The organism is Comamonas sp. Z3 (assembly GCF_008121565.1).
GTDB lineage: Bacteria > Pseudomonadota > Gammaproteobacteria > Burkholderiales > Burkholderiaceae_C > Comamonas > Comamonas brasiliensis.
The window spans coordinates 519,181-543,500 of record NZ_VOQU01000002.1 but is presented as its reverse complement, the minus strand read 5'-3'; the positions used below and the strand labels follow the sequence as shown (position 1 = coordinate 543,500).

Sequence of the window (24,320 nt, the reverse complement as noted above, 5' to 3'; positions counted from 1 at the left end):
GACAATGAAAAACGCTGGCGACTCAGGCTGCGGCCAGCAAGGAGCGGGCGGATTCCACCGCCTGCCCGCACACATGAATGCGCCCGCCCTGCGCATCGAACCAGTGCGCAGCCTGCTGCGGCCAGCACAGGAACACGGCCTGCCCGGGCCGCAGGTCGGCATGGGCATGGCCGGGCACACGCGCCGTCAGCAGCTCGCTGCCCACCCGGCAGCGCAGCACCAGATCGGCGCCCAGATATTCAAAGCCCTGCACGGTGGCCGCAATGCGCTTGCCATCGCCCGCGACGGCGCCATCGGCATCGCGTGCCACGGCAATCACCTCGGGCCGCACGCCCAGTGCCTGCGGATAGGCGCCGCCCGCCACCAGATCCGGGGCCGCGACCACATCGCTGCCGGCAATCCGGTTGCCTTGCAGGGCAACGATGTTCATGGCGGGTGTGCCGATAAAGCGCGCGGCAAACGTGGTTGCGGGCCGGGCATAGATTTCACGCGGCCCGGCGGCCTGTTCCACCAGGCCCTTGTTGAGCAGCACCACCTGATCGGCCATGCTCATGGCCTCGGCCTGATCGTGGGTCACATAGACCACCGTGAGACCCAGACGCTGCTGCAGCTCGCGCAGCTCGGTGCGCATTTCCTGGCGTAACTGGGCATCGAGATTGGACAGCGGCTCGTCCATCAGGCAGACCCTGGCCTGCGCCACCAGCGCACGGCCCAGTGCCACGCGCTGCTGCTGGCCGCCCGAGAGCTGGGCTGGCCGACGGTCCAGCAATGGCGTCAGCCCCAGCAGCTCGGCCGTTTGCTCAAGACGCTGCCTGCGCTCGGCCCTGCCAACCTTGCGCACCTGCAGACCGAACTGGATGTTGTCGGCCACGCTCAGATGCGGGAACAGCGCATAGTTCTGGAACACCATGGCAATGCCGCGCTGCGCAGGCGGCAGATGGGTGACGTCGCGACCATCGATGCGCACCGACCCCGAGGTGGGCATGTCCAGCCCGGCAATCATGCGCAAGGTAGTGGATTTGCCGCAGCCCGAAGGACCGAGCAGGACGCAGAACGAGCCCGGTTCAATGCGCAGATTCACGGCATGCAGGGCCGTGGCGTCACCCCAGGATTTGGCGACGTTCTCCAGCTCGATCAAAGACATCGCGCCAGTCTAGAAAGACTGGATGACAGCCGCGTGTCATCCCGGATACTGTCAAAAACAGGAGCTTATTTCGCTCTCCATTCATTGATTTCAGATAGAAATACCTTTGAATCATCCTTTTCAAAGGCGAAAGCAGCTTCTGTATCCATAGCACCAGTGCATGAAAAAGCCCCGGCTGCAGGCGCAGACCGGGGCTTGGCGTCGGGCCGAGAAACCGCAGAGGGCTTACTTGGGCATCACCACCTTGAGCTTGGCATTGGGAATCTCGCCAAACATCTCGGGCGCATACAGCGCTTCGGCACGCGTGGGCGGCAGGGCAAACTCACCGGCATTGTTCAGGCGCACGGTGTATTCGACCTTGGTCGTCCCTGCGGGCAGGTACTGGTAGTAGGCACGGTAGGACTCGAAGCTGCGCTCCTCGTAGGCCAGCCAGCCAGCTCCCTCCTGCTTCTCGCCCTTGGACGCGATCTCCGAATCACGGCCCAGGCCGCCGCCCAGAATGGTCGCCCCCGTGGGGACGGGATCGGTGATGGCCACCCAGGTCATATCGGTCTTGGCCTGCACCTCCAGCGTCACGCGCAGCACATCGCCGCGCGTGTACTGGCCGCCACCAAACAGACCCTTGTCCGCCTGCTCCACGGGCGTGACGGTCTTCTTGATGGTGTAGCCGGCGCTGAACGGCGCCTTGAGGGCCACGGCCGCCACGGACTGCACGGTCAGCCAGGGCTTGCCCGTGCCTTGCTGCGTCACGCTGAGCTGACCCTTGCCGGCCTTGGCCCAGGGCATGAACATGGTGTTGTTCATCAGGCCGCCGGCGCGCACGGGTTCACCGAAGACGCTGTTGGCATGGGCAGAGCCCTGCGCATCCTCGGCAGTGGCGCGCCTGACATCGGCCCAGTTCACCTTGGCCTCGTTGCCGTTCATGCTGGCCACGGTGCTGCCGGCCACGGGCTCGGACTCGAACTTCTGCGAGAAGCGGCGCAGCGCCAGAGCGCCCCAGAGGTTGGCCGTGGTCGTGTTCCAGGCACCGGCCTGCTGGCGCGCGATGAAGCCGCTGACCAGACGCGGCATGTCCTCGGTCCAGGCAGGATCGTTGATGGTCGCCAGAATCAGGCGCGCCAGATTCACGTCCGGGCCCTGCATCAGCCACCACCAGCCATCGTCCTGATCGGTCGAGAAGCCGGCACGCGTGCCGTTGAAGGTCAGACGGGCGCGCAGGATCTGCATGGCCTGGGCCAGGCGCTCATCGCGCTGCGGCGCATCGCTCATGCGTTGCAGCAGCATCACCCAGTCGATGACCGTGTGCGTGGGCCACTGGTTGGGGGTGGCATTGATGCTGTCCAGCATGCGCGGCGTGGCCTTGCCTGACAGTGCAAGCGCGCTGATGGCAGCCAGCTTGCGCATTTCCAGATCCTTGCGCGGGCTCCAGAAGTTGCGCTGGATGCGGCCTTCCACAAACGCGATCAGACCGTCCTCCATGCGTGCGCGCTCTGCGGCCGGGATCACGAAGCGCTTGTCAACGCCCTGTGCCATGGCCGACATATTGAGCAGATGCGCAGTCAGCGTATCGCTGCCTCGGCTGGCCGAGCCGTCCTGCGGCGGGAAGTAGTTGGCCAGGCCGTCACCGTCCAGATAGTTGGGCAGCTGGGCCATGGTGCTGCCCCACAGCTCGGCGTTGTTCATGCCAACGGCCTTGCTGGTGGTCTGCTCCAGGCAGGAGTAGGGGTAGCGGGCCCACCAGTCGCGCACGCCGGGCAGACCTTCGGTCAGCTTGGGCACCAGCGACATCTGCAGGCCGCCACGGCCGGGCAGCGCGTCGGCGGGCGGATTCACGGGCACGCTGTAGCTGCCGTTGACCTGCACCAGCGTGGCCTGCTGCACCGACAGCGGCACGGCGGGCACGATGCGCTGGCTGATCTTGAGCGCATCCTGCGCAGCGTCGGCGCCGCCAGCGGTATCGCGCGCGGAAATCTCCCAGATCAGCGCTTCGGCACGCGTGCCGGAGAGCTGGGCCGGAGCCTTCACATCCCAGGCTACTTCACGCGCCTCGCCGGCGGGAATTTCCACGGTCTGGGCCTTGAGCTCCAGCATGGTGGCGCGCGGCGTGACCTCCACCTTCATGGCCTTGGCCGAGGTGTTGCGCAGCGTGACCTGGGCACGGAACTGATCGTCCTCGCGCACCAACGGCGGCAGGCCGCTGATGATCTGCAGATCCTGCGTGGTGCGGATCGCCGCCTGGCCGGTGCCGAACAGGCTCACGCCCGCATCGGCCACGGCCACCACCTGGAAGGTGGTCAGGGCATCGTTGAGCGGCACCTCGATCAGGGCCATGCCGTTGCCGTCCAGCACCACATCGGGCTTCCACAGCAGCAAGGTGTCCAGCAGCTCGCGTGTGGGGCTGCGGCCACCGCCACCGCCCGCAGGCACGGCCTTCTTGCCATAGTGGCGCCGGCCAATCACCTCCATCTGGGCCGTGGCCGTCTGCACGCCCCATTCGCGGCGTGTCAGCATGGCATCGAGCAGATTCCAGCTGCTGTTGGGCATCAGCTCCAGCAAGGCCTGGTCCACCGCCGCCAGTGCCACATGGGCACCTGCAGCGGGCTTGCCATCGGGCAGCGTGGCCTTGATGGTGACCTTGGCCGTGCCGCGCACCTTGTAGCTGGACTTGTCCGAGGACACCTTGACGTCCAGCGTGTTGCTCTTCAGGCCCACGCGAATTTCGGACATGCCGAAACGGAAGGCAGGCTTGGAGAGATCCACCATGGAGGTCGGCGCGATGAATTCCTTGCCGTCATTCCAGAAGGCACGCCACCACTCCAGCGGCGACTTGAAGCCCCAGGTGAAGAAGCTGTACCAGGGCACTTCCATCAGGCGGCCGCGCAGCGCAAGCACGCTGACATAGGCGTTGGGACCCCAGTTGTCTTCGACCTTGACGTCCACCGTGGGGTTCTCGCCTGTCAGCTCCACCACCTGGGTGCTGACGACACCTTCGCGCTCCACGGCCACCAGCGCGGTGGCACGGCGGAAGGGCATGCGCACCTGGAAGCGCGCGGTCTCGCCAGGCTCATAGCTCTTGCGCTCGGACAGCACGTCCATGCGGTCATGGTCTTCGCCACCGAACCAGAGCTCGCCCTGGCCCGTGACCCACACCGAGGTCGCGGCCTGGCTGCTGCGGCCATCCTTGTCGGCAGCCTTGACGATCAGCTCCACCTCGCCGGGCTGGGACAGCTGGGCCTCGCATTGCACCAGGCCATGGCTGTCGCTGGTGCCCGAGCACACGGTGCCCAGATTCTTGAGCGTGGTCTGGTTGTCGTAGCTGTAGAAGCCGCCCACCAGTCGCTTGCGGCTGGAGGTGGTGATGCGCGCCACGGCATCGACCTTGACCGGCACTCCGGCCTGGGCCTTGCCCGCCGTATCCAGTGTCAGCGCCTGGAAGCGCAGCTTGCGATCCACCGAGATCCAGTTCTCGGAGCGCACGCCCGCCACCACGGCGGCAGGCCAGATGGTGCGCGTGCTGCGCAGGGTCTGCACCTCGCCGTTCGAGTCGGCGTAGGTCGCTTCCATCAGCAGCTCGCGCGGCTCGCCGGACTTGGGCAGCTTGTCGATGCTCACCTTGCCCAGACCGTTCTTGTCCAGCGTCACGGGCAGCTTGTCGGCCACCACCTTGGTCTCGTCGGCTGCCGTGCTTTCCTCGTCGTCACTGCTGCCCATGTCCTGGGCGCTGCGCGGCGGGTTGAAGCTGAAGCCGTCCCAGTCCGCGAAATTGAGCGACTTGGAACGCAGCAGCGCCGAAACCTTGACCGGCAGATTGGCGGCGGCACCGCCGGAGACATAGTTGATCTGCACCTCGGCAGGCACGCTGCTGACCGCATAGAGCTGATCCTTGCCGGCAGGCCCCACGCGACCTTCCATCACGGGCAGTCGGAACTCCTCGACACGGAAGATGCCGGTGCTGAAGCTGGAGCGGCGGCCGCTGCCATTGGCATAGCCCAGCTCCACCGCATATTCGCCCAGCTTGGCGGCCTTGGAGATGGGAAACTCGCTGGTCGCGCTGCCATTGGCATTCCAGCTCAGGACCTGGGTGAAGCGCTGGCCGCTGCCCAGATGGGTGATGGTCAGGCGGTCGGGCTTGTCCTGGGTCTGCTCAAAGCCCTTGGAGTTCTTGCCTGGCCCGGTCAGGGCACGCAGAAAGTGCTTCATGGACACGGTTTCGCCGGCACGGAACAGCATGCGGTCAAACACCGTATGAGCGACTTCATCGCGCTTGTTGCTGGAGCTGGTCGGCACATTGAAGCGCCAGGACTCTATGCCCTTGTTCCAGTTGCTCCAGACGAAAGCCAGCTCTTCACCGGCATCGGTCTTGGCCCGCGCACTCACGAAATAGGAACTGCTGCGGTAGTAGCCGTCTTCGTTGCTGCAGGAGGGCGGATTGGGGTTGAGGCCGTTGAAGGTCACAATGCCTTGCGCGTCGCTCACGGCCGATGCGATGGCCTGGCCGTTGCAGTCCGAGACCTGCACCGTGGCGCCAGGCACCACCTTGCCCTTGTCCAGCGTCGTCACCCAGGCCACGGAGTTTTCGCGGCCCAGCTTGAAGTGCACGGCCAGATTGGTCACCAGCACCGAGGTGCGCACATACATGGTGCGGCCCGCGCCATAGCCCTCGTCGAGCAGCGACTGGCCCAGCATGGGCGAGGCAATCTCCACCACCTGGAAGCCCGGGTTCAGCGGAATGCCGACGACCTCGAAGGGACGCGGATCGTTCCTGGCAGCCTTGGGCAGCTCCAGCGTCTGGGTCTGGCTCTGGCCGTCCAGCAGCGACAGCATGCGGGTCTGCACCCAGTGCTTGTCGTCGTTGATGACCGGTGGCAGCACCTTCACATCGCGCGCAGCGCGCTTGCGCTCCACGCTATAGCTGTCATAGCGCTCGACCTTTTTGAGCCAGGCGATGATGTCGGCATCCGAGCCGCCTTTCTTGGTGCGCACCACGCTGGCGTCCAGCGACTTGCCCAGAAGCTGCGGCTCCACATTGCGCAGCGTCACGGGCAGCAGCGCCGGGCCCTTGGGGCCTTCGGCAAAGCGCTCGACGATGCCGAAGGGCGCAGCGGCAAACTTCACCAGCGGCGGCATATTGCCCGTGGCCGTGGCCAGCGGGAACATATTGGCATTGCTCAGCGTGCGACCCGCGGCATCCTTGAACTGCGGCGGCAGCTCCACCACATACTTGGAGTTCGGCTGCATGGTGGCGGGGAAGGTCACGCTATCCACCAGCGAATCCTCGGCCAGCTTGTCGCCGTTCTGCTCGATGATCGGTGCCACGGCCGAGGCACCGCTCTTGAGGCGTATGCCTTCGATCAGCTTGCGCGGCACCGGCGCGCTGAAGGACAGCCGCATGGGGCGGATCGGCAGGCAGGCGGCATTGGCGTTCTCGCGCTCGCAGCTGAAGTCGGCACTGAACGGCTGGCGCACCTGGTACTCGTAGCGCTGCTCGTCCTTGCTCGCCAGGCCGTTGGCCATGGCCACGCCCTTGCCATAGACCAGGGTCATCTTGCTGCCCGAGGTCAGGCGGCGGTTACAGGCCAGCACCGCATAGTTCTGCGGATTCCGGGCCGCATCCTTGTCCCAGTGGCGCTGCTTGAGCACGGCCTCGCGGTCCTTGCCCTCGATCAGCTGCACGGGAATGCGCTCGCCCACGCCTTCGGAGGTACACCAGACGCGCTGCTTGAGGCTGTCGACGGATGCTGCGCCCGTCAGGCGCAGCGCGAAATACTGCTGCTCGTCCACCTCTTCATAGGTGTCGGGCGCAATGCCGGCCACCTGCGGGCCGCCGGTCTGGAACTGATAGCTGGCCGCGCCTGTCAGTGCCCCGCCCGAGACGCTCTTGAACTGCGGGTTGAGCTGGGCCGTGCAGCGCACGCCTGCGGGCAGGTTCTGGGCAAAGTCGAAGACCCATTCCTTTTCGCTGTTCCAGCGCCCCGTGCCCTTGGCGGCCTGGGCATTGCTGCACTGCAGGTTGACCGGCGCCTCAGCCTTGGGGTCGCCAAAGCGCACGGCAGGCGCATCGAACTGCACCACCACCTGCCCCACCTTGCTCACATCGCCTTGCGGGCTGAACTGGCGCACCCCGACGGCATGCGCCGCCGTGGCCGCCAGACCCCATAACAGGCCCGCCTTCAGCAGCCCGCGCCAAAGCGGCGCGACCTGCTCCCTCTTCCTTCCCTCTGTATAAGGCACAGTCATACAGTCACTTCCTTTTGGGGCAGGCATGCCGCCGGCCCTGGCTGTTTGAATCTGAAGTCTGGAATCAGCGACGCAGCAGTGCGGGGCGGCAGAATGCAAAAGCCCTGCCTCACAGGTGAAGCAGGGCCTTGAGCATGTGCTGCACGCGCGAAACTACTGCGGCTGGAAACCGCTGCGCTGAATGATACCGGCCCAGACCTTGGAATAAGCGGCCTCGCGCTCCCCCAACTGGCGGGGATTCATGTATCCAACTGTAAGACCCAGTGCCGTCAGCTGCGCGTAGACGTCACGCTGCTTGAGCACATTGCCCACCGCTGCCGAGAAGCGCTCGACAAAGGCCTGGGGCACGCCCCGGGGCGCAAAAATGCCGTAGTAAGGCATGTCTTCAAAGCCCTTGATGCCCTGCTCCAGCAAGGTCGGAACCTCGGGCATGGACGCCTGGCGCTTGGCGCCGAGCACGCCGATCACGCGCAGCTTGCCCGCCTTCTGGTTCTCCATGAAGTCGGGCACCGAAGCAATGCCGGCCGGAATCTGATTGCCCAGCATATCGGCCAGCAGCGGGGCGCTGCCGCGATACGGAGCGGCCACCAGATCGAGCTGGTAGTGATCGGCCAGGATCTTGACCAGAAATTCGGGGGTCGATGCCGGCGCCGGAATGCCGATGGTGCCGTTCTTGGCACTGCCTCTGGCCCAGGCCGCGTACTCGGCCAGATTCCTGGCCGGCGTGTTGCTGGAGACGGCCAGCGCATTCACGAAAGTGGCGACCCCGGCCACGGGGATGAAGTCCTGCTGCGGATCAAAGCCCGGCTTTTTCACGACCTTGGGCAGGATGGAGATGGTGTGGTCATGCGTGAGAAACAGCGTATGACCATCGGCAGGCGAGACCTTGAGCAGCTGCGCTGCAATCTGGCCGCCGGCTCCGGGGCGGTTTTCCACCAGCACCGTCACGCCGCCCAGCTCGTCCTTGAGCTTGTCGGCCAGCAGGCGCGCAATCGCGTCCGAGCCACCGCCGGGCGGAAAGCCCACCAGAATGCGGATGGGCTGGCCCGACGAGGCCCAGGCCAGCGGCCCCAGGGCCGATGCTGCAACCGCTCCCGCACCGGCTTTCAGCAATTGACGACGAGATTGCGTCATGTGTTTTCTCCTTATCTCTTTTGCAGACTAACCAAAACAAAAGCGCCCGGCAAAGGGCGCTTTCAAGGCGTCAACGTTACGCCACAGTGCCGGGGCCCATCAGGCCAGGCGAGCCTGATGCTTGGCCAGTTGCGCACGCACCTGCGCCGGTGCCGTACCGCCCAGCGTGTTGCGTGCGTTGAGCGAGCCTTCCAGGCTCAGGGCCTCGAACACATCGGCCTCGATGTTGGGATTGAAGGCCTGCAGCTCGGCCAGTGGCAGCTCGGTCAGGTCCACGCCCTTCATGGTGGCCAGCTTCACGGCGTGAGCCACGGTTTCGTGGGCGTCGCGGAAGGGCAGCCCCTTCTTGACCAGATAGTCGGCCAGGTCGGTGGCCGTGGCATAGCCCTTCAGGGCAGCAGCGCGCATGTTCTCGGCATTCACGGTGATGCCGCCTTCCTTGACGCCGCTGGCGGGGTTGAGCTGGCCGCCGATCATCTCGGCGAAGATGCGCAGCGTGTCCTTGAGGGTGTCCACCGTGTCGAACAGCGGCTCCTTGTCTTCCTGGTTGTCCTTGTTGTAGGCCAGGGGCTGGCCCTTCATCAGCGTGATCAGACCCATCAGATGGCCGACCACGCGGCCGGTCTTGCCACGTGCCAGTTCGGGCACATCGGGGTTCTTCTTCTGGGGCATGATGGACGAGCCGGTGGTGAAGCGGTCGGCGATCTTGATGAAGCCGAAGTTCTGGCTCATCCAGATGATCAGCTCTTCCGACAGACGGCTCACGTGCACCATGCACAGCGAGGCCGCCGCAGTGAACTCGATGGCGAAGTCGCGGTCGGACACGCCGTCCAGCGAGTTCTGGCTCACGCCTTCCATGCCCAGGGTCTTGGCCACGCGCTCGCGGTCCAGCGGGTAGGTGGTGCCGGCCAGCGCGGCAGAGCCCAGGGGCAGCACGTTGACGCGCTTGCGCACGTCCAGCATGCGCTCGGCGTCGCGCTTGAACATTTCCACATAGGCCAGCATATGATGGCCGAAGCTCACGGGCTGAGCCACCTGCAGATGGGTGAAGCCGGGCAGGATCACCTCCACGTTCTTCGCGGCCACGTCGACCAGCGAGCGCTGCAGCTCCTTGAGCAGGCCTTCGATCAGGTCGATCTCGCTGCGCAGCCACAGGCGCACGTCGGTGGCCACCTGGTCGTTGCGGCTGCGGCCGGTGTGCAGGCGCTTGCCGGCATCGCCGACCAGCTGGGTCAGGCGCGCTTCGATATTCAGGTGAACGTCTTCCAGATCCAGCTTCCACTCGAAGGTGCCGGCCTCGATTTCGGCCGTGATCTGCGCCATGCCCTTCTGGATGGAGGCGAAATCTTCGGCCGCAATGATCTTCTGGGCCGACAGCATTTCGGCATGCGCCAGAGAACCCTGGATGTCGGCCTGCCACATGCGCTTGTCAAAGAACACGCTGGAGGTGTAGCGCTTGACCAGGTCGCTCATGGGTTCGGAGAACAGGGCAGACCAGGCTTCGGCCTTGGAATCGAGCTGGTTGTGCGAAGGAGCAGATGTAGACATGTGAGGGCAACAATCCCGTAAAACCACAGGCCGCCCAATGCAGAAGTTTGGCGTGACGGCTGTGCAAAGCAGAAACAGGGATTTTATCGGCCTGACCCGGCTTGGGCGCCACAGCGTTCCAGAGCCATTGCCGGCCACTGCGACAAAGCGCTGTTCGCGCTCCGCATACTCACGATTCAATAGCACCCTGCGATTGATAGATAAGGCCTGCAAGCCTTATCTCGCCAAGCTGGCAAATCCGGCTGCAGCCACCCGGTTTCTGGCCTTCGCGGACAATCACGCCGTCTCCGCTCACCTTCCCTTCACGGCCGCTGCCCAGGCGGCCGGTGCGCCGCCCGGCATGCATTCCCGCTCTTCCCTGATTTCCGGCCTCGGTTTTGCGCTGGCCGCCTGCGCGCTCTGGGGCGCGATTTTTCTCGTGCCGGCCATGCTGCCGGAGTTCTCGCCGCTGCAGATCACCTTTGGCCGCTTCGTGCTCTACGGCGTGGTGGCCCTATGCGTTTTTCTGCCCCGGGCCACCAGGCTGCTGCCCAGGCTGCAAGCGGCCGATGTCCGGCATCTGGTATGGCTGGCCCTGACGGGCAATGTGGTTTATTTCGCCCTGGTCGCCACCGCCGTGCAATGGATAGGCATGGCCGTGACCTCGCTGATCGTGGGCCTGGTTCCCGTCACCGTGCCGCTGCTGGGCCGCAACACCCAGGGCGCGCTTGCGCTGCGCCGCATGCTGGCCCCCATGGCGCTGATTCTGGCCGGCATCGTGCTCGTCAACGCCCATGCGCTGACCACGGGGCCCGCAGGCAACCAGGGGCGCTATCTGCTGGGCGTGCTGATGGCCGTGCTGGCCATGCTCTGCTGGAGCCGCTATGCGCTGGACAACACCCGTTACCTGGCACAGAGCCGCTTCAACGGCACGGAGTGGTCCACGCTCTGGGGTCTGGTCGTCGGTCTGATCAGCGCCTTGCTCTGGGTGCTGCTCTGGCTGATATCGCCTGAGGCCAGCGGCGCCGGCAGCCCCGACATTCCGGCCCAGCGCTGGCAGCTGTTCTGGCTGTTGAATCTGGCCGTGGCCATCCTCTCGTCCTGGCTGGGCAACTGGATGTGGAATGCCGCCAGCCAGCGCCTGCCCATCACCTTCGTGGGCCAGTTGCTGGTGTTCGAGACCCTGTTTGCCCTGGCCTACCACTTCCTCTATGAACAGCGCCTGCCACTGCTCGCCGAACTGGCCCCCATACTGCTGATTCTTGCGGGCGTGGTCTGGTCGCTCAGACGCTATCAGGCCGCCAGCCGGGCAGCGGCCTCTGTTTGAGTCAGCACAAAGCTGATGCATCGAACCGACAGATGCCGCGCGAATTGCCGCTGCAGCGCAGCTGCTGGCCAATAATCGCAGCACTTGCGCCAGTTCGGACCGGGCATGCTGCCCTGTCGACAGGAATGCCCTTGGTGCATTTTCAGCTCGCTCCAGTCTGCATCCCGAACACCGTCCTGCTCCATACCGCCCGTGCCCATCTCACCGCTCATCGCTGCCACACCAACCTCGGCCCGCCCGGTCCTGGTGTTCGACGCCTGCAATGCCGGCGTGGTGCTGCGCGCCGTGCTGTTTGTACAGGTGGTGGTGGGCACGGCTGCCATCTATGGTGCGGACTCGCTCTGGGAGTGGTTTGCCAGCGCGGCTCTGCTCACCGGTGCCTGCCTGCCAGGCACCCTGGTCTGGCTGATCGCCGCCTGCAGCCTCAAGCACCAGTTGCAGCGTCTGGACATGCGCGGCCAATATCTGGCCGGCGTGCTGCTGGGCGCGCTCGCAGGGCTTTATGCCTGCGGCATGCTGTTCTTCATCGGCATCGACAAAGCCCCCTGGCTGGCCAGTGCCGTCACGGGAGGCCTGCTGGCCGCGCTGCTCGTGACGGCGCTGGTGCTGCGCGCGCGCGGCAACACGCCGGCGCAGACCCAGGCCCGTCTCACCGAGCTGCAGTCACGCATCAGACCGCACTTTCTGTTCAACACCCTCAACAGCGCGATTGCGCTGGTGCGCGCCGAGCCGGCCAAGGCAGAAGCCTTGCTCGAGGATCTCAGCGATCTGTTTCGCTATGCCTTGGCCGAACCCCATCTGACCACCACGCTGGCGCAGGAGATAGAGCTGGCCCAGCGCTATCTGTCCATAGAGCAGGTACGCTTTGGCGAGCGCCTGCAGATGCAGTGGCAGCTCGATGAAAGCGTGCATGGAGCGCTGCTGCCGCCGCTGCTGCTGCAGCCGCTGGTGGAGAACGCCATCCGCCATGGAGTGGAGCCCAATGCGCGCGGCGGCAAGCTGCAGGTACGCACCGAAAGGCGCGGCAACGAAGCGTTGATCCAGATCATCAACACCTTGCCGCCGGCCAGTGCCGGGCATCAAAGCACCGGCCATGGCATGGCCCTGGACAACGTCAGGGCCAGGCTGTCGCTGCTGCACGACCTGCAAGGCAGTTTCAGCGCCAAGGTGCGCGACGGGCTGTATGTGGTGCGCCTGAGCGTGCCTTTGCAGCAGACCGCGCCAAAACCGGGAGAATCCCGTCATGCACATTCTGATCGTTGATGACGAAGCTCTGGCTCGCGCCAGACTGCGCACTCTGCTCGGCGACTGCGCACATGGCCCCCACCATGTTCAGGAAGCCGCCGATGCCGACCAGGCCCTGCAGATGCTGCAGGCCGCACAGCCCGCCCCCGTCCAGCTGGTGCTGCTGGACATCCACATGCCCGGCCACAACGGGCTGCAGCTGGCAGCGTCCCTGGCGGAGTTGGCCAACCCGCCCGCCATCGTGTTCGTGACGGCGCATGCCAGCCATGCGGTACATGCTTTCGAGCTGGATGCCGTGGACTATCTGACCAAGCCCGTACGCCTGGAACGCCTGCAGCAATCGCTGCAGAAGGCAGAACGTGCGCTGAGCACGCGCAGCGTCGTGGACAGCGGCCCCATGCTGCTGATTCAGGAGCGCGGCGGCACGCTGCGGCTGCCGCTGTCCGAAGTGCGTTTTCTCAAGGCCGAGCAGAAATACATCACCGTGCGCACCGTGCAGCGCAACTACATCCTCGACGGAGCGCTGGCCGATCTCGAAACCCGCCATGGCGAACATCTGCTGCGCATACACCGCAACGCCCTGGTGCTGCGTGCGGCCTTGCGCGGCCTCGAAAAATATGACGATCCGCAGGAAGGCGAAGGCTGGGGCCTGCGCCTGCAGGGCGTCAGCGAGCTGCTGCCGGTCTCGCGCCGCCAGCTGGCGGCGGTCAAGACCGAACTGAAAGATGTTTCCTGAATGAAAAAACCGGCTGGAAGCCGGTTTTTTATCGACTGCAGTTGCAATCAATGCTCGTGCTTGTGCGCTGCTTCGTGGACAGCCGCAGGCGCGGGGGCGGGCTCGTGCGAATGCCCGACCTCGGCACCATGATCGTGGTCATGCTCGTGTCCATGGTTGTGCGCGGCACCGCTCATCACCGTCACGATGACGATGCCCAGCAGCAGCCAGAAGACCTGGGCTGCGGTTTCCTTGGCGCTCAGGCGCTTTTGCAGCTGGGGAATCAGGTCGGCCAGCGCCACATAGATGAAGCTGCTCGACGCAACGACCAGGAAATACGGCAGCAGCTCGTGCAGCTGTCCGATCAGGAAATAGCCGGCCACCCCGCCCAGCGTGGTCACGGCTCCCGCCATGGACACCTTGATCAGCGCCACGCGGCGATTGCTGCTGGACTGGCGCAGCACCACGATATCGCCCATGTGGTGAGGCACCTCGTGGGCCAGCACCGACAGGGCAGCAATCAGGCCCAGGCGGATATCGGCCACGAAGGCCGATGCAATCAGCACGCCATCGCCAAAGCAATGCACGCTGTCGCCCGTCAGAATGGCCCAGCCGCCCTTGCCATGGCTGTGACCATGCGCGTGCTCTCCATGGTCGTCATGGTGGGCGTGACCATGCTGATGGTCATGACCATGACTGTGAGCATGGTGCACGGCAACAGGCTGGTGGGCGTCGCCATGCGAATGCTCATGGCCGTGGTGCCATAGCTCGGCCTTGGACAGCAGAAAGAAAAACACCAGCCCGATCAGCAGCACCACGAACAGATCATGGGATTTGCCATGGCTCTCGAACGCTTCGGGCAGCAAATGCATGAAGGCTGTGGCGAGCAAGGCTCCCGCAGCCAGGCTCAGCAGACGCTGGGGCATCAGCCCTGGCGTGCGCCCCCCTCCCAGACTCATCAACAACGCGGCCACCCAGACACTGCCGATACCAGCAGCCAGGGTGGCCAGAATAATTGCTACCAATGTCATAGCTTTATATGGCTTAACCGCAACCTTTTACAGGCGAATCTTGAGGATTTTCGCAGAATGCGCCGCCCAACGCGGCCCGCTTGCGACTATCCCCATACCGTCAGCCCCGGATGCGCATGACATGCATGGCTCGCCGGGACTTCTTTCACCTTAGCAAAGCTGTCAAGCCCCCCGGGCCGAAAATTTCAGCGAATGAGACATCAAGCCACGCCATGCTGGTTGAACCAGGTCAGCATGCGGGCCCAGCCGTCCTGCGCGGCCTGCTCGCGGTAGCTGGGGCGGTAGTCGGCATGGAAGGCATGGGGCGCCTCGGGGAAGATCACGAACTCCGAGGCCCTGGCCGCCGCAGAGCCGGTCTTGAGCGCGGCCTTCATGGCTTCGACCGACTCCAGCGGAATGCCCGTGTCCTTGCCGCCGTACAGGCCCAGTACCGGTGCCTTGAGCTGTCCCACCAGGTCCAGCGGATAGCTGGGCTGCAAATCGTTCTTGTTGCCCTGCAGACGCCCGTACCAGGCCACGCCGGCCTTGAGCGGGGCATGTGCGGCATACAGCCAGGTGATGCGCCCGCCCCAGCAAAAGCCGGTGATGGCCAGCTTCCTGACATCGCCGCCCTGGGTGCCTGCCCATTGCACGGCAGCGTCCAGATCGCCCATGGCCTGGGCATCGGGTACCTTGGCGATCACCTCGCTCATGAGCTTGGCCATCTCGCCATAGGCCATGGGATCGCCCTGGCGCACGAACAGGTCGGGCGCTATCGCCAGATAGCCCGCACGCGCCAGGCGGCGGCAGGTATCGGCAATGTATTCGTGCACGCCGAAGATTTCGGAGATCACCAGCACCACGGGCAGATTCTGCTTGCCCGCAGGCATGGCCCGGTAGGCCGGCAGCTTGAAGCCTTTGACATCGATGCTGACCTCGCCTGCCGTCAGGCCGTCGACCGGGGTCTTGATGGCCGTCTGAGCCATGACCGGGCCGGCGGCGCAGGCATAGCCCACGCCCAGGCCGGCCCCGAGGGCTGCGCGCAAGGCCGTGCGGCGGCTGGGCTGGGCATCGGCGCGAGCGCCGAGCAGCCCCTGCATATCCTGAGCGATGTCTTCGTACTTCATGGATCCTCCTTGGGTTGATGGAATTTCAGAACGTGTTGACGATCTCAAGCCTGGCTGGCCATGCAGTCTAAGGCCAGTGCGTTGCAGGCACCTCAGGCCAGCCAGCGCAGCAGCGCCGCAGCCACGGCCCCCAGAATCACCACCAGCAAGAATGGTGCCCGCAGCCACAGGGCCAGCGCCGCCACCAGCAAGGCGCCCAGGCGCGCATCCAGGCTGATGCGCGTGCCGCTGGCCAGGGTGTTCATCACCGTCAGCGAAGCCAGCAACGCCACCGTCAGACAGGCCGCGATCTGGGCCATGCGCGGGCTGCGCATCCAGCGCTCGGGCAGGCTGTAGCCCAGCAGCTTGGTCACAAAGGCCAGCGCACAGGCCAGCAAGATCCATTGCCACAGGGACAAGGACAGGGACAGCGTCATTGCCCGGCCTCCGAAGGGCGCACCCAGCCCCAGAAGGCGCCCAGGGCTGCGGCCAGCAGAATCGGCACGCCTGCAGGCACCCAGGGTATGGCCAGGGCCGTGACCAGCCCGCAGCCCAGCGCCAGCGCCACCGGCTCGCGCGCGTTCAGGCGCGGCCAGAGCAGGCCGAGAAAGGCCGCCACGGCAGCCCCGTCGAGGCCGAAGCGGCGCGTATCGCCCAGCGCGTTGCCCATCAGCGCGCCCAGCAAGGTGAACAGGTTCCAGAGCAGGAACACGCCCGCCCCGGCGACCCAGAAGCCGCGCCGCTGCTCGGCCAGTTCCTCCTGGCCCGATGCCGTGGCCGCGGATTCGTCGATCGTCCAGTGCGCCGCCAGCCAGCGCTGCAGCCCCTGGACGCCCAGCAGACGGCTCATCTGCATGCCGTAGATGGCATTGCGCACGCCCAGCAGCGAGGCCGCGCTGACGGCCGCCATGCCGCTGCCGCCGCCCGCCACCACGCCGATGAAGGCGAACTGCGAACCGCCCGTGAACATCAGCGCGCTCAGCGCCATGGTCTGCCAGAGGTTGAGGCCGGCCGCCACGGACAGCGCGCCGAAGGAGATGCCGTACAGCCCCGTCGCCACCGAAATCGACAGCCCCGTGCGCACGGCGGGCGTCATTGCAAAGCCTTTGAACAAGATATTTCCCGCAACAACCTAGAACAATTCAGGAGCTGACAGCGCTTGTAAACAAAGCACTTCAGGTCAAAAACAACCTGAAGTGCTTTTTCAGAAAGCGCAAGCAGCTCTCTTTTTTAAGGGACCACCTCGGCAAGACCTAGGCGCCCCCGGGACGAAAGCGTATCAGTGCGCCTTTGGGTGAAAAGCTCAATGCGCCTTTTCCCAGCTGCTGCCAAAGCCGATCTCGGCCAGCAGCGGCACGGACAGATCGGCCACGCCGGCCATGATGGCAGGGATCTCGGCCTGCACCCAGTCCCGGGCGGCTTCGGGCAGCTCGAACACCAGCTCGTCGTGCACCTGCATGATGACCAGCACCTCGGGCTTTTCGGCATCCAGCCTGGCCTGCACGGCCACCATGGCCTTCTTGATCAGATCGGCCGCCGTGCCCTGCATGGGGGCGTTGATGGCAGCGCGCTCGGCCGCTTTCTTGCGCGGGCCGTTGCCGCCGTTGATCTCGGGCAGCACCAGGCGCCGACCGAAGACGGTCTCCACATAGCCCTGGGCATGGGCCAGCTCCACGGTCTGGTCCATATAGCGCTTCACGCCGGGATAGCGCTGGAAGTATTTGTCGATATAGGCGGCCGCCGCCTTGGTTTCGATGCCCAGGTTCTTGGCCAGGCCGAAGCTGCTCATGCCGTAGATCAGGCCGAAGTTGATCACCTTGGCATAGCGGCGCTGCTCGCTGCTGACCTCGTCCACACTCACGCCGAAGACTTCGGCGGCCGTGGCGCGGTGCACGTCCAGGCCGTTCTTGAAGGCGCTCAGCAAGGCTTCGTCGCCCGACAGATGGGCCATGATGCGCAGCTCGATCTGCGAATAGTCGGCGCTGGCAATCAGCTTGCCCTCGGGGGCCACAAAGGCTTCGCGCACGCGGCGGCCTTCGGGCGTGCGCACGGGAATGTTCTGCAGATTGGGGTCGTTGCTGGACAGACGCCCCGTCACCGCCACGGCCTGGGCGTAGTGGGTGTGCACGCGGCCGTCGCTGGGCAAGGCCATCTGCGCCAGCTTGTCGGTGTAGGTTCCCTTGAGCTTGGAGAGGCTGCGGTGCTCCAGCAGCTTGGCGGGCAGCGGATAGTCCTCGGCCAGCTTTTCCAGCACTTCCTCGTCCGTGCTGCGCGCGCCGGTGGCGGTCTTCTTCACGACGGGCATGCCCAGCTTGTCGAAGAAGATCTCGCCCAGCTGCTTGGGCGAGGACAGATTGAAGGGCTGGCCCGCAATCTCGTAAGCCTCTTCCTCGAGCTTCAGGATGCGTGCGCCCAGATCATTGCTCTGGCGTGCCAGCTCACCCGCGTCGATGCTCACGCCATTGCGCTCGATGCGAAACAGCGCTTCGCTGGTCTGCATTTCCAGCTCGTAGATATGCAGCAGCCCGGCATGGACCTGGATGCGCGGCCACAAGGTGTTGTGCACGTCCAGCGTCTGGTCGGAGTCCTCGCAGCTGTAGGCTGCGGCCTTGTCCACGGGCACCTGGGCAAACGGAATCTGGCTCTTGCCCTTGCCGCACAGGTCTTCGTAGCTGATGCCGCTGCGATTCACATGGCGCAGCGCCAGGCTGGTCAGATTGTGCGGGCGGTCGGCTTCGAGCACATAGGACTGCAGCATGGTGTCGTGCGCATAGCCGCGCACGGTGATGCCGTGGTTGGCAAACACATGCTGGTCATATTTGACATGCTGGCCCAGCTTCTTCCTGGACGCATCCTCGAGCCAGGGCCTGAGCCTGGCCAGCACCTTGTCCAGATCGAGCTGCTCGGGCACGTCCATGCCCTCGTGGCGCAGCGGAATATAGGCGGCCTCGCCCACGGCCACGCTGAAGGAAATGCCGACGATGCGGGCCACCATCTCGTCCAGCGAATCGGTCTCGGTATCCAGCGCGGTCAGCTCGGCGGCCTCGATCTTGGCCAGCCATTCATCGAGTTGCGCCTCGCTCAGAATCGTGGTGTAGAGCACATCGCGCTGCTGGGCCGCCACGGCCACCTCGGTGGCCGCCGCGTCATCGGCATCGAACAGGCCGCCCTGGGCACTGTCTGCCTTGGCAGCCTTGCCGGGCTTGGCCGCCTTGACGTCGGCCGCAGCGGCGCCCAGGGTGCGCACCAGGCCCTTGAAGCCGTATTTCTCGTAGAACGGCGCGAGCGCGGCGCTATCGGGCTCGGCCAGCGTGACGGCATCGAGCTGCGGCAGGCCGCCAATGTAGGCTGACAGATCGCAATCGGTTTTCATGGTCACCAGCTGGCGGCTCAGCGCCAGCTGGCCGCTGGCAATCGCATCGCGCAGGTTCTGGCCCGCGACGCCCTTGATGCCTGCCGCGTTGGCAATCAGATTGTCCAGCGTGCCGAACTCCTCCAGCCATTTGGCGGCGGTCTTGGGCCCGACCTTGGTCACGCCGGGCACGTTGTCCACGGTGTCGCCCACCAGGGCCTGGTAGTCGATCATCAGCGCCGGCGGCACGCCGAACTCGGCCGTCACGCCGGCCACGTCGCGCTTCTTGCCGTTCATGGTGTCGATGATGGTCACATGCTCATTGACCAACTGGCTCAAGTCCTTGTCGCCGCTGGAGACGATGACCTGTATGCCCTGAGCCGCAGCGGTCTGCGCCAGCGTCGCGATCACGTCGTCGGCTTCCACGCCGGGCACGGCCACCACCTTCCAGCCCAGCATGGCCACCACTTCGTGGATGGGCTCGATCTGGCTGCGCAGATCGTCGGGCATGGGCGAGCGCGTGGCCTTGTACTCGGTGTACATCTCGTCGCGGAAGGTCGGCCCCGAGGCATCGAACACGCAGACGGCGTAATCGGCCTGCACGTCCTTCCTCAGCGCCTGCATCATGTTCACCATGCCGCGGATGGCACCCGTGGCCGGGCTGGCCGGGTCGCCGGGAATCGCCCTCAGGTCGGGCATGGCATGGTAGGCGCGGTAGAGGTAGCTGGAGCCGTCCACCAGCACCAGGGTCTTGGAATTGCTCATACCCCGGATTGTGCACGCGAGCCCGGCTCCGCCGGTCCGCAGACCCGAGACGGATAGCACCTGGTGGGACAATTCGAAGTCGCCCTACAATCCACACTATGCGCGCTGCACCACTTTTCATTATGCTGAGCCTGGCCGCCGGATCCGTTCTGGCCCAGTCCCCCACCCCTGCGCCGGCCGATGCCGCAATCGCTCCTGCGCCCCAGGGCCAGCAGGACAATGCGGCGGCGACCGGCAAGCACAACCAGCGGATCGAACATATCCGCGTGGAGGACGCCGGCAGCCGAGTCGATGAAACCCGCGTCGGCGGCCAGACCCAGAGCATCACCGTGCAACCCAAGGTAGGCTCCATGCCCGAGTACGAGGTGCAGTCCAACGACGGCGCCCGCGCAGCCCGCAACCGCGACAGCAACAGCGGCGACACCACGGGTACGCGCGTCTGGAATTTCCTCAAGTTCTGAAGCGCGGCGCGCTTTTCCCCCATTCATGACAGGGCAGTGCTTCAGAGCACTGCCCTGTTGCATATAGACACCTTCTCCCTGCTAGTTCGGTCGGTCGCCCCAGACCGGCGTATTCACTCACCATGGCTGTTTTCACCGAAGTTTCCGATAAAGATGCGCGCGACCTGCTGCGCCGCATGTCCCTAGGCTCGTTCAAGGAATTGCGCGGCATTCAAGGCGGTATCGAAAACACCAACTACTTTCTGACGACCGACCAGGGTGAGTGGGTGCTGACACTGTTCGAACGCCTGAGCGCCGAACAGCTGCCGTTCTATCTGTACCTGATGAAGCATCTGGCACGGGCCGGCATTCCCGTGCCGGACCCGCAAAGCGAGACTCGCAGCGGCGACATTCTGCTCAAGGTCTGCGGCAAGCCTGCGTCCATCGTCAACCGCCTGGCCGGCAAGAGCCAGCTGGCCCCGGCTGCCGTGCACTGCGCGGCCGTGGGCGACATGCTGGCGCGCATGCATCTGGCCGGTCAGGACTACGACCGCCAGCAGCCCAATCTGCGCGGCCTGCCCTGGTGGAATGAAACCGTGCCCGTGGTCCTGCCGCATCTGGGCGAGGAAACCGCCGCCATGCTGCGCGCCGAGCTGGCCTACCAGAACCATGTCGCCGCCTCGGCCAGCTATGCGGCCCTGCCGCGTGGCCCCGTCCATGCCGATCTGTTCCGTGACAACGTGATGTTCGACGGCGAACGGCTCACCGGTTTCTTCGACTTCTATTTCGCGGGCGTGGACACCTGGCTCTTCGATCTGGCGGTCTGCCTCAACGATTGGTGTATCGATCACGCAACAGGTGCCCATGATGCCGAGCGCGCCAAGGCCATGCTTGCGGCCTACCAGGCCGTGCGCCCGCTGGCCGCAGCCGAGCGCGAACTGCTCAACGCCCAGCTGCGTGCCGGCGCCCTGCGTTTCTGGATCTCCCGCCTCTGGGACTTCCATCTGCCGCGTGAAGCCGCCCTGCTGCAGCCCCACGACCCCACCCACTTCGAGCGCGTGCTGAGCCAGCGCATCGCCCATCCGTTGACGCTGGACTGAGCGCCAGCCCGGCGCCAAGAAGTTGGGTGCCCCGGGGCTTTTGATGGCCCCGCCCAGCCGTCTCGGGTACAGTGCAAGAGCGACTTTTGCACGCTCTCGCAAAAGTATTTCAGCCTCTTCCATGAAACTTCAAATCGTTCCACCCGGCACCGGTCTGCAATGGGTGCTGCAGGGCCTGCGCACCTTCAGAAGCCAGCCCCTGGCCCTGGCCGCCCTGTTCTTTCTGGGCATGGCCAGCATGTCGCTGATCTCGGCCGTGCCGCTGATCGGCCCCGTCATCGCGTTGGCACTGCTGCCCTGCATCTCGCTGAGCATGATGGTCGCTGCCTCCGAAGCCGCCCACGGCCGCAAGCCCACACCGGCGCTGCTGCTGGTGTCTTTTCGCTCCGGCAGCCAGCACCTGCACTCCATGCTGATCCTGGGCGGCCTCTATGCCGCCGGCTTTCTGCTCATCATCGGTGCCTCCAGCCTGGTCGATGGCGGCACGTTCGCCAGTGTCTACCTGGGCCAGACCCCCATGACCCGCGAACTCGCCGAGGAGCCCGAGTTCCAGTCCGCCATGTGGCTGAGCATGTTTCTCTACCTGCCGCTGTCGCTGGCCTTCTGGCATGCACCGGCGCTCATTCACTGGCATGGCATCAGCCCCGTCAAATCGCTGTTCTTCAGCTTTGTCGGCTGCATCCGCAATATCGGTGCCTATCTGGTGTTCGGTGTCTGCTGGATCGGTGTGTTCATCGTCTCCGGCATGGCTCTGGCCATCGTCACCGGCATTCTGGCCATGCTCATCGGCAGCATTGCCGGGGGTCTGATGGTGGCAACGGCCCTGATGCTGGCTGCCATCTTTTTTACCTCCATCGTGTTTACCTTCCGTGACAGCTTCAGCCCTCCCGACGCCGAGCAGACGCTGATCGACAGCGCACCGCCCGCGCCGGATTTGTAAGCGCCAGCGGCAGACCGCAGCAGCCCCGCCCTCCCAGGTCGGGGCTTTTTTTATGGGCCGCACGCCGGTCCGCGCCCGGCAGTGGCGCAAACCATCATTCATGCCGATGTCATCAAGCAGCCACGCCGCTGTCATATTCGTTTCCTAGGATTCGCAGGACTGAACAGGGCATGCATCTCATGTCCTGGCATTCATCCAATTCAGCGCGGCCCCAAGTCTGCGCTTCACCCCACACTGCGAAACTCTCATGGCACAAAATCTGCTCAGCCGTCGTAAGGCCCTGCAACTCTTTTCCGGCGCTCCCCTGCTCCCCCTGGGTTCGGTCGTGTCCGCATCCAGCCTGCTGGCCGCATGTGGTGGTGGCGATGACGACACCCCGACAACGCCTACGACGCCTCCCGTCACCAAGAACTATGTCTCGGCCAGCTTCACCGCCATGGCCGCGCCTTCGCTGACCACGCCCGCCAATATGGCCACCATGTATGTGGCCTCCCAGCTCAAGGTCGCATTCGACGACAAGAGCGAGCAGGTCTACGACCTGGGCTACCAGCCCTTCTTCGTGACCGGCGACATGGTCTCCGACGGCAAGGGCGGCCAGCTGCTGGCCGGCGGCTACTACGACATCTACAACAACAAGATCATCGACAAGACCGTCTCCGGCAAGGAGCGCCACTTCTTCTCCGACTCGCCCGACGGCACCTCGCTGCTGACCGTGCCCAATGCCAAGGTCGACGGCGTCAAGGGCCAGCCCGTGTTTGCCGTGGTGCAGTTCGAATACACCACCTGGGCCCAGGACGGCACGACCGATATGTACGGCAAGCTGCCCTCGCCCATCGCCGTGCTGACGCTGGACCAGGACCAGACCACGGGCAAGCTGAGCCTGGTCAAGTACCACAATGTGGACACCTCCAAGGTCCACGGCCTGTGGATCACCTGCGGCGCCAGCCTGTCGCCCTGGGGCACCCATCTGTCCTCGGAAGAGTACGAGCCCGATGCCTTCAGCATCGCCAGCAACACCATGTTCCAGGCCTATAGCCAGAACCTCTACGGCGACTCCAGCAAGGCCAACCCCTACCACTACGGCCACATGCCCGAAGTGATCGTCAATGTCGACGGCACGGCCACCATCAAGAAGCACTTCTGCATGGGCCGCATCTCGCACGAGCTGGTGCAGGTCATGCCCGACCAGCGCACCGCGCTCATGGGTGACGACGCCACCAACAGCGGCTACTTCGTCTTCGTCGCCGACAAGGAAAAAGACCTGTCCTCAGGCACGCTGTACGCCGCCAAGGTCGGCGCGGGCTTCTCCATCGACCCCGCCGCCAAGAGCGCCGCGCCGCTGACCTGGATCAAGCTGGGCTCGGCCACCAGCGCCGAAATCGAAAACCTGGCCAACACGCTCAAGCCCACGGACATCATGACCGTGTCCAAGACCGACCCCAGCGACTCCAGCTACACCAAGATCGTGGCCAACGGCAAGACCGAGTGGATCAAGATCAACGCCGGCATGGACAAGGCCGCAGCCTTCCTCGAGACCCATCGCTATGCCGCCTTCAAGGGCGCCAGCCTGGGCTTCACCAAGATGGAAGGCACGACCGTCAACGCCAAGGACAAGATTGCCTACTCCGCACTGCAGAACGTGCAGTCCTCCATGGTGGCCGGCAATGCCGCCAACGTGGCAGGCAACGGCGTCTCGGTGCCCAAGCAGCTGGTGGCCGGCGTCGTGATGGCGCTGAACCTCAAGGGCGGCCAGAAGGACACGACCGGCACGGCCATCAACAGCGAATGGATGCCCGTGGACACGGCTGCCCTGCTGGCTGGCGAGGATCTGCTGGACACCGACGGCAAGACCCTCAAGGGCGACGCCCTGGGCAACACCGCCAACCCCAACAAGATTGCCAACCCCGACAACCTCAAGTTCTCGGAAAAAATGCGCACCCTGTTCATCGGCGAGGACAGCAGCCAGCACGTCAACAACTTCATGTGGGCCTACAACGTGGACACCAAGCAGCTGTCGCGCGTGCTGTCCGTGCCCGCCGGCGGCGAATCCACGGGCCTGCATGCCGTGGACGAAATCAACGGCTGGACCTACATCATGAGCAACTTCCAGCACGCCGGTGACTGGGGCGGCATCCACGCCAACGTCAAGACCCAGCTGGATCCGCTGATCAAGGCCAACTACAAGGACAAGTTCGGCTCCGCCGTGGGCTACATCACGGCCTCGCCCGCCCAGATGAAGCTCAGCGCCAAGTAAGCGCCGCACCCGGGCCTCGACAAA

General features: G+C 64.9%; 16 protein-coding genes. 7 read left to right on the top strand and 9 right to left on the bottom strand.

Annotation, left to right across the window (positions count from 1 at the left end; genetic code table 11):
- Positions 1-22: 22 nt before the first annotated feature.
- From FSY59_RS07140 to argH, 4 genes are all read right to left on the bottom strand, one after another.
- Positions 23-1,144, bottom strand: a complete 1,122-nt coding sequence (locus FSY59_RS07140; RefSeq protein ID WP_003058148.1) for an ABC transporter ATP-binding protein — start codon at positions 1,142-1,144, stop codon at positions 23-25.
- Positions 1,145-1,369: 225 nt separating this feature from the next.
- Positions 1,370-7,381: an alpha-2-macroglobulin gene (locus FSY59_RS07135; RefSeq protein WP_148728710.1), complete on the bottom strand. Its 6,012-nt coding sequence runs from the start codon at positions 7,379-7,381 to the stop codon at positions 1,370-1,372.
- 153 nt (positions 7,382-7,534) lie between these two features.
- Positions 7,535-8,515 carry a Bug family tripartite tricarboxylate transporter substrate binding protein gene (locus FSY59_RS07130; RefSeq protein ID WP_148728709.1) on the bottom strand — a complete coding sequence of 327 codons (981 nt, stop codon included), beginning with the start codon at positions 8,513-8,515 and terminating at the stop codon, positions 7,535-7,537.
- Positions 8,516-8,614: 99 nt separating this feature from the next.
- The gene (gene argH, locus FSY59_RS07125; protein WP_003058153.1) at positions 8,615-10,063 is read right to left on the bottom strand and encodes an argininosuccinate lyase; all 1,449 of its coding nucleotides are present in this window, start codon (positions 10,061-10,063) and stop codon (positions 8,615-8,617) included.
- Positions 10,064-10,403: 340 nt separating this feature from the next.
- On the opposite strand from argH, the gene FSY59_RS07120 reads away from it, so the two are divergent.
- From FSY59_RS07120 to FSY59_RS07110, 3 genes are all read left to right on the top strand, one after another.
- Entirely contained in the window at positions 10,404-11,369 is a 966-nt protein-coding gene (locus FSY59_RS07120) for a DMT family transporter (RefSeq protein ID WP_148728807.1), read from the top strand.
- A gap of 192 nt (positions 11,370-11,561) precedes the next feature.
- Entirely contained in the window at positions 11,562-12,632 is a 1,071-nt protein-coding gene (locus FSY59_RS07115; protein ID WP_019043814.1) for a sensor histidine kinase, read from the top strand.
- Positions 12,613-13,350, top strand: coding sequence for a LytTR family DNA-binding domain-containing protein (locus FSY59_RS07110; RefSeq protein ID WP_148728708.1), 738 nt, complete (start codon positions 12,613-12,615; stop codon positions 13,348-13,350). Before FSY59_RS07115 ends, FSY59_RS07110 begins: the two co-directional genes overlap by 20 nt.
- A 47-nt stretch (positions 13,351-13,397) precedes the next feature.
- On the opposite strand, the gene FSY59_RS07105 is transcribed toward FSY59_RS07110, so the two are convergent.
- The 5 genes from FSY59_RS07105 to polA all read right to left on the bottom strand — a co-directional run bounded on the left by FSY59_RS07105 (position 13,398) and on the right by polA (position 19,562).
- On the bottom strand, positions 13,398-14,360 hold the full coding sequence (locus FSY59_RS07105) for a ZIP family metal transporter (protein WP_003058162.1): 963 nt from the start codon (positions 14,358-14,360) through the stop codon (positions 13,398-13,400).
- 200 nt (positions 14,361-14,560) lie between these two features.
- Positions 14,561-15,466 (bottom strand): dienelactone hydrolase family protein, encoded by a 906-nt coding sequence (locus tag FSY59_RS07100; RefSeq protein ID WP_003058164.1) that lies wholly within the window; start codon positions 15,464-15,466, stop codon positions 14,561-14,563.
- A 92-nt stretch (positions 15,467-15,558) separates the two neighbouring features.
- Positions 15,559-15,882 (bottom strand): AzlD domain-containing protein, encoded by a 324-nt coding sequence (locus tag FSY59_RS07095; RefSeq protein WP_003058166.1) that lies wholly within the window; start codon positions 15,880-15,882, stop codon positions 15,559-15,561.
- Positions 15,879-16,541, bottom strand: a complete 663-nt coding sequence (locus tag FSY59_RS07090) for an AzlC family ABC transporter permease (protein WP_003058168.1) — start codon at positions 16,539-16,541, stop codon at positions 15,879-15,881. Before FSY59_RS07090 ends, FSY59_RS07095 begins: the two co-directional genes overlap by 4 nt.
- Before the next feature lie 207 nt (positions 16,542-16,748).
- On the bottom strand, positions 16,749-19,562 hold the full coding sequence (polA, locus tag FSY59_RS07085) for a DNA polymerase I (protein ID WP_003058170.1): 2,814 nt from the start codon (positions 19,560-19,562) through the stop codon (positions 16,749-16,751).
- Positions 19,563-19,660: 98 nt separating this feature from the next.
- On the opposite strand from polA, the gene FSY59_RS07080 reads away from it, so the two are divergent.
- The 4 genes from FSY59_RS07080 to FSY59_RS07065 all read left to right on the top strand — a co-directional run bounded on the left by FSY59_RS07080 (position 19,661) and on the right by FSY59_RS07065 (position 24,296).
- Positions 19,661-20,023, top strand: coding sequence for a hypothetical protein (locus tag FSY59_RS07080; protein ID WP_019043610.1), 363 nt, complete (start codon positions 19,661-19,663; stop codon positions 20,021-20,023).
- Positions 20,024-20,145: 122 nt separating this feature from the next.
- A complete protein-coding gene (locus FSY59_RS07075) occupies positions 20,146-21,102 on the top strand; it encodes a homoserine kinase (protein WP_003058175.1) in 957 nt (318 codons plus the stop codon).
- Positions 21,103-21,223: 121 nt separating this feature from the next.
- Positions 21,224-22,042 (top strand): BPSS1780 family membrane protein, encoded by an 819-nt coding sequence (locus FSY59_RS07070; protein WP_003058177.1) that lies wholly within the window; start codon positions 21,224-21,226, stop codon positions 22,040-22,042.
- A 247-nt stretch (positions 22,043-22,289) separates the two neighbouring features.
- Positions 22,290-24,296, top strand: a complete 2,007-nt coding sequence (locus FSY59_RS07065; protein ID WP_003058179.1) for a PhoX family phosphatase — start codon at positions 22,290-22,292, stop codon at positions 24,294-24,296.
- The last annotated feature ends 24 nt before the right edge of the window (positions 24,297-24,320 follow it).

What these genes read in the sequence shown, in the direction of transcription:
- FSY59_RS07140 (WP_003058148.1), bottom strand. Translation starts at nt 1,144, where the DNA reads ATGTCTTTGATCGAGCTGGAGAACGTCGCCAAATCCTGGGGTGACGCC.
- FSY59_RS07135 (WP_148728710.1), bottom strand. Translation starts at nt 7,381, where the DNA reads ATGACTGTGCCTTATACAGAGGGAAGGAAGAGGGAGCAGGTCGCGCCG.
- FSY59_RS07130 (WP_148728709.1), bottom strand. Translation starts at nt 8,515, where the DNA reads ATGACGCAATCTCGTCGTCAATTGCTGAAAGCCGGTGCGGGAGCGGTT.
- argH (WP_003058153.1), bottom strand. Translation starts at nt 10,063, where the DNA reads ATGTCTACATCTGCTCCTTCGCACAACCAGCTCGATTCCAAGGCCGAA.
- FSY59_RS07120 (WP_148728807.1), top strand. Translation starts at nt 10,404, where the DNA reads ATGCATTCCCGCTCTTCCCTGATTTCCGGCCTCGGTTTTGCGCTGGCC.
- FSY59_RS07110 (WP_148728708.1), top strand. Translation starts at nt 12,613, where the DNA reads ATGCACATTCTGATCGTTGATGACGAAGCTCTGGCTCGCGCCAGACTG.
- FSY59_RS07105 (WP_003058162.1), bottom strand. Translation starts at nt 14,360, where the DNA reads ATGACATTGGTAGCAATTATTCTGGCCACCCTGGCTGCTGGTATCGGC.
- FSY59_RS07100 (WP_003058164.1), bottom strand. Translation starts at nt 15,466, where the DNA reads ATGAAGTACGAAGACATCGCTCAGGATATGCAGGGGCTGCTCGGCGCT.
- FSY59_RS07095 (WP_003058166.1), bottom strand. Translation starts at nt 15,882, where the DNA reads ATGACGCTGTCCCTGTCCTTGTCCCTGTGGCAATGGATCTTGCTGGCC.
- FSY59_RS07090 (WP_003058168.1), bottom strand. Translation starts at nt 16,541, where the DNA reads ATGACGCCCGCCGTGCGCACGGGGCTGTCGATTTCGGTGGCGACGGGG.
- polA (WP_003058170.1), bottom strand. Translation starts at nt 19,562, where the DNA reads ATGAGCAATTCCAAGACCCTGGTGCTGGTGGACGGCTCCAGCTACCTC.
- FSY59_RS07080 (WP_019043610.1), top strand. Translation starts at nt 19,661, where the DNA reads ATGCGCGCTGCACCACTTTTCATTATGCTGAGCCTGGCCGCCGGATCC.
- FSY59_RS07075 (WP_003058175.1), top strand. Translation starts at nt 20,146, where the DNA reads ATGGCTGTTTTCACCGAAGTTTCCGATAAAGATGCGCGCGACCTGCTG.
- FSY59_RS07070 (WP_003058177.1), top strand. Translation starts at nt 21,224, where the DNA reads ATGAAACTTCAAATCGTTCCACCCGGCACCGGTCTGCAATGGGTGCTG.
- FSY59_RS07065 (WP_003058179.1), top strand. Translation starts at nt 22,290, where the DNA reads ATGGCACAAAATCTGCTCAGCCGTCGTAAGGCCCTGCAACTCTTTTCC.